At 73.3% G+C, this 11,887-nt stretch carries 10 protein-coding genes; 7 read left to right on the top strand and 3 right to left on the bottom strand.

The annotated features are described in order from the left end of the window. Positions 1–3: 3 nt before the first annotated feature. On the bottom strand, positions 4–1,029 hold the full coding sequence (locus ACK8OX_RS13445) for a Bug family tripartite tricarboxylate transporter substrate binding protein (protein WP_430664641.1): 1,026 nt from the start codon (positions 1,027–1,029) through the stop codon (positions 4–6). A gap of 177 nt (positions 1,030–1,206) precedes the next feature. Here ACK8OX_RS13445 and ACK8OX_RS13440 point away from each other — a divergent pair, with 177 nt between their 5' ends. The 6 genes from ACK8OX_RS13440 to ACK8OX_RS13415 all read left to right on the top strand — a co-directional run bounded on the left by ACK8OX_RS13440 (position 1,207) and on the right by ACK8OX_RS13415 (position 6,998). Beyond that, positions 1,207–2,973, top strand: coding sequence for a glucan ABC transporter ATP-binding protein/ permease (locus ACK8OX_RS13440; RefSeq protein ID WP_430664640.1), 1,767 nt, complete (start codon positions 1,207–1,209; stop codon positions 2,971–2,973). Positions 2,974–3,075: 102 nt separating this feature from the next. Beyond that, the gene (locus ACK8OX_RS13435) at positions 3,076–3,513 is read left to right on the top strand and encodes a CBS domain-containing protein (RefSeq protein WP_430664639.1); all 438 of its coding nucleotides are present in this window, start codon (positions 3,076–3,078) and stop codon (positions 3,511–3,513) included. Positions 3,514–3,640: 127 nt separating this feature from the next. Further along, positions 3,641–3,907, top strand: a complete 267-nt coding sequence (locus ACK8OX_RS13430; RefSeq protein WP_430664638.1) for a hypothetical protein — start codon at positions 3,641–3,643, stop codon at positions 3,905–3,907. A gap of 70 nt (positions 3,908–3,977) precedes the next feature. After that, positions 3,978–4,970, top strand: coding sequence for a TRAP transporter substrate-binding protein (locus ACK8OX_RS13425; protein WP_430664637.1), 993 nt, complete (start codon positions 3,978–3,980; stop codon positions 4,968–4,970). A 155-nt stretch (positions 4,971–5,125) separates the two neighbouring features. After that, on the top strand, positions 5,126–5,665 hold the full coding sequence (locus tag ACK8OX_RS13420) for a TRAP transporter small permease (protein WP_430664636.1): 540 nt from the start codon (positions 5,126–5,128) through the stop codon (positions 5,663–5,665). A gap of 1 nt (position 5,666) precedes the next feature. Beyond that, entirely contained in the window at positions 5,667–6,998 is a 1,332-nt protein-coding gene (locus ACK8OX_RS13415; RefSeq protein ID WP_430664635.1) for a TRAP transporter large permease, read from the top strand. A 63-nt stretch (positions 6,999–7,061) separates the two neighbouring features. On the opposite strand, the gene ACK8OX_RS13410 is transcribed toward ACK8OX_RS13415, so the two are convergent. Then, entirely contained in the window at positions 7,062–7,775 is a 714-nt protein-coding gene (locus tag ACK8OX_RS13410; protein WP_430664634.1) for a hypothetical protein, read from the bottom strand. A gap of 147 nt (positions 7,776–7,922) precedes the next feature. Between ACK8OX_RS13410 and ACK8OX_RS13405 the strand changes: the two genes are divergently transcribed. Further along, on the top strand, positions 7,923–9,278 hold the full coding sequence (locus ACK8OX_RS13405; protein WP_430664633.1) for a TAXI family TRAP transporter solute-binding subunit: 1,356 nt from the start codon (positions 7,923–7,925) through the stop codon (positions 9,276–9,278). Here the strand turns inward: ACK8OX_RS13405 and ACK8OX_RS13400 are convergent. Beyond that, positions 9,256–11,887, bottom strand: a 2,632-nt coding sequence (locus ACK8OX_RS13400; protein ID WP_430664632.1) for an AAA domain-containing protein, incomplete at its 5' end; no start/stop codon positions are given. The two genes, ACK8OX_RS13405 and ACK8OX_RS13400, sit on opposite strands and share 23 nt — an antisense overlap.

Here is an 11,887-nt window from a genome sequence, read left to right as displayed (position 1 = left end):
CGCTCAATCCGCCGTCGCGCCGGACCGCCGCACGACATCGCCCCACTTGGCGATCTCGGCGCGGATGAAGGCGTCGAAGGACTCGGGGCTGGTGCCGCCATCGGGCGTCAGGTTCGGCGCCATGCCGCCGAGATCGGCGAGCCGCCGCTGCATGTCCGGCTCCCGGATGATCTGGTTCAGCTCGTCGGAATAGCGGGCCAGGATGGCGCGCGGGGTGCGGGCCGGGGCCTGCAGGCCGAACCAGGCGGTCGCCTCCACGCCGGGCAGGCCTTCCTCCGCCGTGGTCGGCACTTCCGGCATGGCGGGGGACCTTTCGCGCGTGGTCACCGCCAGGGGCCGCAGCCGCCCTTCCCGCAGGTGGCCGATGACCGAGGGCAGGTTGTCCACCCCCACCTCCACCCGGCCGGCGATCGCCTCCTGCATCATCGGGCCGGCGCCGCGGAAGGGGACGTGGGTCATGTCGATCCCGGCTTCGAGCTTCAGCAGCTCCCCCGTCATGTGCAGCGAGGTGCCGGCGCCGGAGGAGCCGATGTTGAGCTTGCCCGGATTGGCCTTCGCATGGGCCACGAGCTCGCGCAGCGAGCGGACGGGGAGGGAGGGCGAGACGAAGATGGCGTTCGGCACCCGGATCATCAGCCCGACCGCGGCCAGGTCCTCGGGCTTGATCGGCATGCGCGGGCCATACAGCGAATAGTTGATCGCGCCGCCGCTGATGGTCTGCATCAGCAGCGTGTGACCATCCGGCTCGGATTGCGCGACCACCTGGTTGCCGATGTTGCCGCCCGCGCCCGGCCGGTTCTCCACCACCACCTGCTGGCCGATCCGGCGGCCGAGCGGTTCGGCCAGCAGCCGCGCCGCGATGTCGGTGGTGCCGGCGGGCGTGAAGCCCACCACGATGCGGACGGGACGGGACGGCGCCCAGCCCTGCGCCCGGGCGCCCGCGGGCAGCAGGGCGGGGGAGGCGAGCGTGGCGAGCAGCAGGGCGCGGCGGCGCGGACCGGCGGCCATCGAGGGGGGCAGCATCGTCATGGCGTCGTCTCCTCCATCGGTGCGGGAACTCTAGCCCGGTTCGTCCGCTTCCCTGCCGTTCCTGCCGCAACATGGCTGCGGCTTGCAAGCGGGCGGGTTTTTCGCGAGTCCTGTGGGGCGGATCTCCACCGTCCCGCGGGACGAAGGGGGCGCGGGAGGCGGAAGGGGCCCGGCGGGATGCAGTTCATCAGGCTCTACGGGCGTGTGCTGGCGCTGTTGGCGCCGGATCGCTGGGTGGCGGTCGGGCTCGCCTTCGCGGCGCTGGCCCTCGCCGGGCTCTCCTTCCTGGAGCCGGTGCTGTTCGGCCGCGTGATCGACCTGCTGTCGCGGTCCGAGCGGCTGAGCGAGTCGGCGCTCTGGACGGAAGCCATCGCGCTGCTCGCGCTCTGGGCCGCGGTCGGGCTCTCGGGCATCGGCGCCAATGTCGCGGTCGCGCTGTTGTCGGACCGCATGGCGCACCGCAACCGGCTGGTCGTGATGGGGCGGTATTTCGAGCACGTCCTCTCGCTCCCGCTGTCCTTCCACGGCGACACCCAGTCGGGGCGGCTGATGAAGGTGATGCTGGTGGGGTCGGACAACCTGTTCGGGCTCTGGCTGTCCTTCTTCCGCGACCACCTGACTACCTTCATCGCGGCCCTGGTGCTGCTGCCGCTGACGCTGATCCTGAACTGGCGGCTGGGCCTGCTGCTGATCGGGCTGGTGATCCTGTTCGCCCTCGTCTCCGCCTGGGTGATCCGCAAGACCGAGGCGGCGCAGGGCAAGGTGGAGGACCTGCACACCCGGCTGGCCGGCAACGCGCAGGACGCGCTGTCCAACGTCGTCGTCGTGCAGTCCTTCTCGCGCCTGAATTCCGAGGCGCGGCTGTTCGGCGACATCGTGCGCCAGGTGCTGGACCACCAGTTCCCGGTGCTGAACTGGTGGGCGGTCGTCGCGGTGCTGACCCGCGCCGCCGCGACCGTCACCGTGATCGCGATCTTCGTCCTCGGCACCGTGCTGCATGTCCGCGGCCAGGCGACGGTGGGGGACATCGTCTCCTTCATGGGCTTCGCCACGCTGCTGATCGGCCGGCTGGAAGGCGCGGTGGGCTTCGTGTCCCGCCTGGTGTTCCAGATGCCGTCGCTGCAGGAATTCTTCAACGTGATGGATGCCCGCTCCTCGGTGCCCGAGAAGCCGGATGCGCGCGACCTGCCGCGCGTCTCGGGCGAGGTCCGGTTCGAGAACGTGGCCTTCGCCTATCCGGGCGGGCCGCGCATCCTGGCCGACGTGTCGCTGGTCGCGCCGCCCGGGCGGACGGTGGCGCTGGTGGGCCAGACGGGGGCGGGCAAGTCCACCGCCATGGCGCTGCTGCAGCGCCTGTGGGACCCGGTGGAGGGGCGCATCACGGTCGACGGGCACGACCTGCGGGACCTCACGCTCGACAGCCTGCGGCGCAATGTCGGCGTGGTGTTCCAGGAAAGCCTGCTGTTCAACCGCACCATCCGCGACAACCTGCTGGTCGGCCGCCCCGACGCCACGCAGGAGGAGATGGAGCGCGCCTGCCGCATGGCGGAGGCGCACGACTTCATCAGCCGCAAGCCCCAGGGCTACGATACCATCGTGGGCGAACGCGGCGCGGCGCTGTCCGGCGGCCAGCGCCAGCGCCTGGCCATCGCGCGCGCCCTGCTGAAGGACCCGCCGGTGCTGATCCTGGACGAGGCGACCAGCGCGCTCGACGCCGCGACGGAGGCACGGGTGCAGAAGGCGCTGAAGGCGCTGATGGCAGGCCGCACCACCTTCGTCATCGCCCACCGCCTGTCCACCGTCCGCGACGCCGACGAGATCCTGGTCTTCGAGGGCGGGCGCGTCGCGGAACGCGGCAGCTTCGACGAGCTGGTGCGCCTGGGCGGTCGCTTCGCCGAACTCGTCCGCACGCAGCTGACGGGCGCGGACGCCGCCGCGGCCTGATCCGTCAACCAATGCGCGAACAGCACGCGGCGGCACACGGATCGCTTGAATCCGGGCCGCCGCCGCTGGCAGCATCGGGGTCCAGCCGGAGGAAGCACGCGGATGACCATCGCCAGGATCCTCAAGACCAAGGGCAGCGACGTCGTCAGCGTCGGGCCGCATGACGAGGTCGGCACCATCGCCCGCATCCTGTCGGGCCACCGCATCGGCGCGGTCCTGGTCCTCGACGGCGGCACCGACGTGCTCGGCATCGTCAGCGAGCGCGACATCGTCCGCTGCATCGCCGCCCACGGCACCGCGGCGGTCACCCTGCCCGCCGCGCAGCTGATGACCCGCGCCCTGCACACTGTAACGCCGAACACCCGCATCAGCGAGGCGCTGTCCCTGATGACCGACCGCCGCGTGCGGCACCTGCCGGTGATCGCCGAGGATGGCAGCCTGGCCGGCATGATCTCCATCGGAGACCTGGTGAAGGCCCGCATCGACGAGGCGGTGCACGAGGCGGAGGAACTGCGCCACTACGTCGAGACGGCGGGCTAGCGCCCCGCCCCCGTTGGCGGGGCACCCGCCCGGTGCATCCGGCCCGGCATTGATCCGCGTCAAGGACGGCGGCCGCCATCCGTCCCAGCCTGCAGGGGTCACGCAAGGCAACGGAGACCCCGGCCAGATGAACCACTCCCACCGCAAGGTGCTGCACGCGCTCTTCTCGCACCCCGTCAGCGCCAACATCGACCCGAAGCACGTCCTCGCCGTGTTCGAGGATCTCGGCGCCGAGGTGGCGCATGGCGGCCACGGCGCGCTGAAGGTGACGCTGAACGGCCGCACCCATGGCTTCCACGACACCCGCCACAGCCTGTCGAAGCAGGAAGTGGGGGAGATGCGGAAGTTCCTCGCCGAGGCCGGCATCGACCCCGCGCGCGACTACCCGCTGTAACGAACCCCTTGCCGCCGGCGCGCCCGGCGGCAATGCTCCCCCGGAACAGGGATTCCGGGGGAGAACCTTCATGCTGAACCGACGCCGCCTCCTCACCGCCGCCGGCGCGGCCGGGCTCGCGCCGCTCGCCGCCCGCGGCGCCGCCGCCCAGGCGACCGCGCGCTGGCAGATGGCGACCCCCTATCCGGACGGCAACTTCCACACCCGCAACATTCGCACCTTCATCGAGGAGGTGCAGCAGGCCTCGGGCGGGCGGGTCGCGGTCCAGCTCCATTCGGGCGCCAGCCTGCTGCCGATGCCGCAGATCAAGCGCGGCGTGCAGACCGGCCAGGTGCAGCTGGGCGAGATCCTGCTCGCCGCCTATTCCAACGAGGACGTCTTCTTCGACGCCGACAGCATCCCGCAGCTGGTCAGCAACCTGGGGGAGGCGAAGAAGCTCGCCGACCTCCAGCGGCCCTACATCGAACAGCGGCTGGCGCGGCAGGGCCTGTCGCTGCTCTACATGGTGCCCTGGCCGCCGGCCGGGCTCTACGCGCAGCAGCCGATCACGACGATCGAGGGGCTGCGCGGCCTGCGCTTCCGCACCTTCAGCCCCGCCACCAACCGCTTCGCCACGATCGTCGGCGCGCAGCCCACGCTGGTCCAGGCGGCCGAACTCGCGCAGGCCTTCGCGACCGGCGTGGTGCAGGCGCAGATCACCTCCGCCCAGACCGGCGTCGACACCTCCGCCTGGGACTATGCGCGGGTCTTCACGCCGCTCGGCTTCACCATGACGAAGAACGCCGTCTTCGTCTCCCGCCGGGCGATGGAGGCGCTGCCGGCGGAGGTGCAGCAGGCCATCCGTGCCGCCGCCGCGCAGGCCGAGCGGCGCGGCTACGAGCTTGCCGCCGAATCGCAACGCGCCTCGGAGGAGACGCTCGCCCAGCGCGGGATGCAGGTGATCCCGCCGACCGCCGAGTTCCTGGAGGGCCTGCGCCGCGTCAGCCGCCAGATGACCGAGGAATGGGTCGCCCGCGCCGGCGAGGACGGGGCGAAGCTGGTCGAGGCCTACCGCGCGGCCTGACGCCGCCCGGCCCGCCCCGCGACGGCGCTTGCGCCGCCGCGGGGCGACGCCGATGATCCATGACCACAGCCATCGATCGACGGGAGATTCCCGCATGCGCGTCCCCCGCCGCCGTGCCGGCACGGCCATGCCCATCCGGCGCGGGCGGCGCTGAGATGGCCGCCCTTCGCCGCGGGCTCGATGCCCTCTACCTCCTCGGCGGCGTCGCCGGCGGCGTCGCGCTGTTCGCGATCGGCGGGATCATCGCGGCGCAGGTCGTCGGCCGCCAGTTCGGCCTGACGCTGGAAGGCGCCGACGACCTGACGGCCTTCGCCGTCGCCGGATCGGCCCTGCTGCCGCTGGCCTACGCCTTCCGCCACGGCGCGCATATCCGCGTCGACCTCATCATCGGCCACCTGAAGGGGAGGGCGCGCTTCGCGATGGAAGCGGCGGCGCTGCTGGCGACAGCGGGGCTCGCGGCCTTCCTCGCCTTCTCCATGGCCGACCTCGCCCATGATTCATGGCAGTTCGAGGACGTGGCCCAGGGCACCGTGCCGTGGAAGCTGTGGTACCCGCAGGCCGCCTGCGCCGCGGGCTGCGCGCTGATGGCGGTGGCGCTGCTGGACGACCTGGCGGTGCATCTCTCGGGCGGCACGCCGTCCTACCGGCGCGCGGCCGAGCAATCCGCGGTGCAGCGCGCGGCGGAGGAGCTGTAGGATGGAGGTCGCGCAGACCGAGGCGGGGCTGATCCTCCTCGGCTTCCTCTTCGCCGTGCTCGCGCTCGGCGTCTGGATCGGGCTCGGCCTGCTCGCCACCGGCCTGGTCGGCATCCTGGTCCTGCCGGAGCTGATGCCGGGCATGGCCACCTTCCCGGCCGAGAAGGTGCTGGGCAGCGCGGTCTGGGGTGCGCTCGCCTCCTGGACGCTCGCGGCGCTGCCGCTGTTCATCTGGATGGGCGAGATCCTGTTCCGCACCCGCCTGTCAGAGGACATGTTCCGGGGCCTCGCGCCCTGGGTGCAGCGCCTGCCGGGGCGGCTGATGCATGTGAACGTGATCGGCTGCGGCATCTTCGCCGCCGTCTCGGGCAGTTCCGCCGCCACCGCGGCGACGATCGGCAAGATGTCGCTGCCCGCGCTGCTGTCGCGCGGCTACCACGCGCCGATGGCGATCGGCTCGCTCGCCGGGGCCGGGACGCTCGGCCTGCTCATCCCGCCGTCGATCGTGATGATCGTCTACGGTGTCGCTGCCGAGGTCTCGATCGTGCGGCTGTTCATCGCCGGCATCGTGCCGGGCCTGCTGCTGATGGCGCTGTTCAGCGGCTACATCGCGGTGTGGTCGCTGATGAACCCGCAGCTGACCCCGCCCGCCGACCCGCCGATGCCCTTCTCCGAAAAGCTGAAGGCGTCGGGCCAGCTCATCCCCGTCGTGCTGCTGATCGCCTTCGTCATGGGCAGCATCTATTTCGGCTGGGCGACGGCGACCGAGGCGGCGGTGTTCGGCGTGGTCGGCGCGCTCGCCCTGTCGGCCTGGGGGGGAACGCTGAACCGGCGCAGCTTCGCTGACAGCCTGATGGGCGCCGTCCGGCTATCCTGCATGATCAACCTGATCCTGGCCGGCGCCGCCTTCCTGACCAAGGCGATGGCCTATTCGGGCATCCCCGCCGCCATGGCCGCCTGGGTCGGCGCGCAGGGGTTCAGCCCCGTCACCATCATCCTGGTGCTGACGGTGATCTACCTCATCCTCGGCTGCTTCATCGACGGCATCAGCATGATCGTGCTGACCGCGTCCGTCGTGCTGCCCATCATCGCGGCGACCGGCTTCGACCTGATCTGGTTCGGCATCTTCATCGTGCTGGTCGTGGAGCTGGCGCAGATCACGCCGCCGGTGGGCTTCAACCTGTTCGTGCTTCAGGGACTGACGGGGAAGGACATCCTGACGGTCACGCGCAACACCATGCCCTTCTTCTTCCTGATGCTGGCGGCGGTCGCGCTGGTGACGGTCTTCCCCGCCATCGTGACCTTCCTGCCGAACACGATGTTCGGCGCGTAGTAGCCGCCCGTACATGGAAACGGCGGGGGCGTCGCCGCCCCCGCCACCGTCACGCGCCGCTGGTCAGCGCGTGCCGCCGCTGTTGCCCGACCCGCCCGAGCCGCTGCCCGACGAGCCGCTGTTGGCGTTGGTGTTGTTGTTGTTGCTGCCGGACGTGTCGTTCATGCTGCCCATCTGGCCCGGCATGGCGCCGGCATTCGGCGCACCGCCGCGGCCGGGCGCGCCCATGCCGGTGAAGCCGCCCTGGCTGCCGGACTGCGAGCCCATGCTGCTGCCGCTGCCCATGCTGCCCTGCGGCATCGACCCGCCACCCTGCGGGTTCACGTTGTTGGTCATGCTGCCGCCCGCGGCCGGGGTCTGCACGCCGGTCGTGGTGTTGGCCTGGCCGACCACCATGCCGCCGCCCATATAGGCGCGGTCACGCTCGGCCGTCGGGCGCGAACGGGTGGTGGAGGCGTTCTGCACGCCGCTGCGGCCGCTGCGGCTGTTCGACGCGCTGCTGCGGCTGTTGCTCGCCGGGGTGCGCACTTCCGGGTCGTTCCACAGCGGGCGGCCGAGGTTCACGTCGCTCGGGCTCGTCGCCGCGCCGGTGATCGCGCCGGCGCCGCCGCCGATCGCCGCGCCCGCCAGCGCGCCCGCCGGGCCACCCAGCGCGCCGATGCCGGCACCCGTCGCCGCGCCGGCAGCCGCGCCGCCCGTCACGCGTTCCTGCGGGTTCGTACCGCACGCGGCCACCAGCAGACCCAGGGCCGCAGCACTCAGCAGTTTGGCCTTCATGTCGTCGCTCCTCACCTGTCTCGGCCGGGTGGCGCGGCCACCGCGCCGTGCCCTGCCGGGTCCGATGCAGTGGCAACGCAAGCGGGGCGCGGATGGTTGCGGCGTGGGAGCGTCCCGCGACAGTCTGGACGCGACGAGGGATGCATCATGCCGCCGGAAGACCGTTCCACACCGCGCGCCCGCCGCCCGCTGCGCCACCTCCGGGCGGCATGGCCGGTGGTGGTCACCTTCATCCGCAGCTGGGGCCTGATGGCCCTGCTGGTCGCGGGCGGGCTCGCCATCGCCTACCGCTTCGTCGCGCCGCCGCCGCCGGCGACGCTGCGGATCGCCACCGGCCCGGGGGAGGACAGCGCCTATTCGGTCGCGGTCGCGCGCTATGCCGAGGCGCTGCGCGGCCAGGGCTTCGCAGTGGAGCTTGTGGCCAGCGAGGGCAGCGTGCGGAACCTCGAACTCCTGCGCGACCGCCGCGTCGATTTCGCGCTGGTGCAGGGCGGCGTCGCGGAGGCGGGGCGCGGGGCGGGGCTGGTCTCGCTCGGCTCGGTCTTCTTCGAGCCGGCCTGGGTGTTCCTCCGGCGCGACGCGGGCATCGGGCGCCTGCCCGATGCGCGCGGCCGCCGCGTCGCCATCGGGCCGGAGGGCAGCGGCACGCGCGTGCTGGCGCTGGCGCTGCTGGAGGCGAACGCCGTGCCTGCGGATGCCATCATCGCCTCGCCGCTGGCCGGCGCCGCCGCGGCCGCGGCGCTGCTGGCCGGCGAGGTGGATGCGGCGGTCTTCGTCTCGGCCACGCCGGGGCAGGGCATCGGCACGCTGATGCGCGCGCCCGACCGCGCGATGCTGGTCGATTTCGAGGAACGCGCCGGCGCCTACGCGACGCTGCTGCCCGCGCTGACCCCGGTGCGCCTGCCGCGCAGCGGCTTCTCCCTGCCCGAGGACCTGCCGGCGGAGGACATCGTGATGCTGGCGCCGGCGGCCGCGCTGCTGGCGCAGGCGGATGTCCACCCGCAGCTCGTCAGCCTGTTCATCCGCATCCTGCAGGCCGCGCACCGGGGCCGGCAGGTCTTCGCGCCGGAAGGGCGCTTCCCCTCCGCGCTGAACCAGGACGTGCCGCTGCACCCCGACGCCGCGCGCTGGTACGAGCGCGGGCCCACCTTCCTGCAATCCTGGCTGCCCTTCTGGGTCGCGGTGACGGTGGAGCGGCTCTGGGTCCTCATCATCCCGCTCGTCACCCTCGGGCTGCCGCTGATCCGCTTCGCGCCGCCGATCTACACCTGGCAGATGGAAAGCCGTGTGCTGCGCTACTACGACGACCTGCGCCGCATCGAGGAGGAGGCGGCGGCCGCGCGGGACCGCGCCGCGCGCGACGCGGTGGAGGCGAAGCTGAAGGCGCTCGACACCAAGGTGGCGACCCTCGGCATCCCCTCCGGCTACGGCGCGCTGCTCTACGCGCTTCGGCGCGACATCGCCTTCGTCCGCGACGCGGTCAGGACCCTGCGGCGAGGCTGACCGCCCCCGCGCCGACCAGTGCCGCGACGCGGGCCGCGATGGCGGGCGCCTGCGCCGGCTCCAGCCCCAGCAGCCGGGTGACGCCGGCCGCCAGCTCCTCCTCCGTTGCCACCTGCATCGCGCCGGCCAGCAGGCGCGCCGCGGCCTCCACCTCGGACGGCGCCACCATGGCGGCGCGGCGGAGATGCGGGGCGGCGGACCGGCGGTCCCGCGCGACGACGGGCGGCGCATCCTCGGCCCGCCAGAAGCCGCCTGCCTCCGCCACGCCCTGCAACTGCGCGGCAAGGCGCAGGCCCTGCTGCAGCGCGGCACGGTCGGCGGCGTCGAGCCTGTCGCGCCCCCACAGCAGGCGCGCGCGCTCCATCACCGCATCGGCGTGCACCGGCTGCTCGGCGCGGATCACCGCGGCCAGGATCTCCGACAGGCGTGCGAAGGGCACCTGCGGGATGGGCGTGTCCCGCGGCACCTCCACCGCCGCTTCCGCATAGGGCGGCGCCAGGCCCGGATCGGCGCCAGCCGGCGCGGGGGCGGGCGTCGCGTCCTGCGGCGCGGCACCCAGCGCCGCGCGCAGCCGCGCGCGCTCCGCCTCCGGCCGCGCGAGCCAGGCGAGCGACCAGGCGCGGTGCAGCTTCCAGCCCATCTGGCCGAGCGCCGCGGCGCGCCCGCGTTCCCGGTCGCGCGCCGCGCGCACGGCGGCCCAGTCCCCGGCATCGGCCTCGACGCCCAGCACGAAGTCGTCGCCCTCCCGCGCCGCGACGTCGAGGAACAGGCCGGAGGTGCCGACGCGCGCCACCGCATCGCGGCCGAGCGCGCGCAGCTCCTCCGCGATCACGCCCGCGAGCGGCGCGGCCACGGCCTCCCCCCCCGCGTGCGCCCCGCCGGCTTCGGCCGCGAAGCGCAGGAAGGCCTTCAACGCCTTCTCCCCCCCGACGCCGTCGCTGCGTTCCAGGTCGATGTCGTCGGCCGTGATGCTGCTGAACACCACGCAGCGCCGCCTTGCGCGGGTGATCAGCACGTTCAGCCGGCGTTCGCCCCCTTCCGCGGAGACCGGCCCGAACCGCTGCGCGACCCTTCCTTCCGCTCCCTTCGCGAAGGCGATGCTGATGAGGATCGCGTCGCGCTCGTCGCCCTGCACGTTCTCGAGGTTCTTGACGAAGAAGGGCTCGTGCGGGTGCGCGGCGAAGAAGGCGTCGGCCGAGGGATCCTCCCGCCGCAGCCGCTCCACCTCGTCGAGGATCGCGTCGCGCTGCCGCAGGCTGAAGGCGGCGACGCCGAGCGTGTCGCCCGGCGTCTCCCTCGCGTGGCGCATAACCGCCTGCGCGACCTCCGCCGCCTCGATCCGGTTCACGCCGGCCTCCCACCGCCCGTCCACCCGCACCAGCGACAGGCCGAGCGTGCCGGAGCGTGCGCGCGGCGAGGGCAGGACCAGCAGCCGCCCCTCGTAGAATTCCGCATTGCTCGTCGCGATCAGGCTCTCGTGCCGGCTGCGGTAGTGCCAGCGCAGCATCACGTTCGGCACGCCGCGCGCATTGGCCAGGCCGAGGATGCTCTCCACTTCCCGCGCCGCGACAGGAGCATCGGCGCGGTCCTCCGGCGCTTCCTCCCCCTCCTCGGTGGTCATGCGCTGGAAGAAGCGGGTGGGCGGCATCTGCCGGTCGTCGCCCACCACCACCACCTGCCGGCAGCGCGCGATGGCGCCCAGCGCATCCACCGGCTCCACCTGCGACGCCTCGTCGATCACCAGCAGGTCGAAGGTGAGCCCCGGCCGCAGCCCGTGCGGTGGCGCCAGGAACTGCGCGACGCTGAGAGGCGACATCATGAAGACCGGCTTCGCCGCCTGCACAGCCGGGCCCGCGCGCGTCAGCAATTCGCGCACCGGCAGGTGGCCGCGTTTCTTCTCCATCTCGCCGCGGATCAGCGTGTATCCCGCCATCCCCGCCCGCACGCGCGCCAGCGCCTGCGCATGCGTCCAGGCCGCCTCGCGCCGCGCCAGGTCGATCCGCGCGCGGTCCGCCTCGCGGAACTCCTCGACCAGCCGGTCGAAGGCGGCGCCGTCGAAGGCCGCCAGCTCGGGGCGGGCGCGCATCGCGGATTTCAGCAACGCCTCGTCCAGCGCGTAGTCGAAGGCGGGCAGCGCGGCTTCCGGCGCAAGCCGCCCGTCGGCCAGGCGCTCCGCCAGCGGCGCCAGCGCCGCATCCGCCTCCGCCACGGCGCGCCGCCAGCCGAGCCAGACCGGCAGCGCCTCCGGCGCGCCCGCCCAGTCGCCGAGCCGCGCGGCCAGGGTGGCGAAGTCCGGATCGTCGGTGCCGAAGGCTGCAAGGGGGTCGAGCGCGGTGGTCCCGGACAGCACCTCCCACGCATCCAGCGCGCCCTCCACCGTCTCGCCCGCCACCGGCGGCAGGCCCGCGGCCAGCGCGGCGGCCGCCTCCGGCCCCCAGGCGCGGCGCCAGGCCAGCAGGGCGCCAAGCGCCGCCGGGTCGCTGCCCGCGCCTTGCCAGAGCGCGCCGAAGGCCGCGCGGCCCAGCCCATCGCCCGCCCGCACCTCCGCCGACGCGGCCTGCACGGCCAGCGCGGCGTCGAGCGCCGGCAGCGGGTCCTCCGGCCGCGCC

This window comes from Falsiroseomonas sp. CW058, assembly GCF_050563535.1.
Classification (GTDB): Bacteria; Pseudomonadota; Alphaproteobacteria; order Acetobacterales; family Acetobacteraceae; genus Falsiroseomonas.
This window is presented reverse-complemented; position numbering and strand designations above follow the sequence as displayed.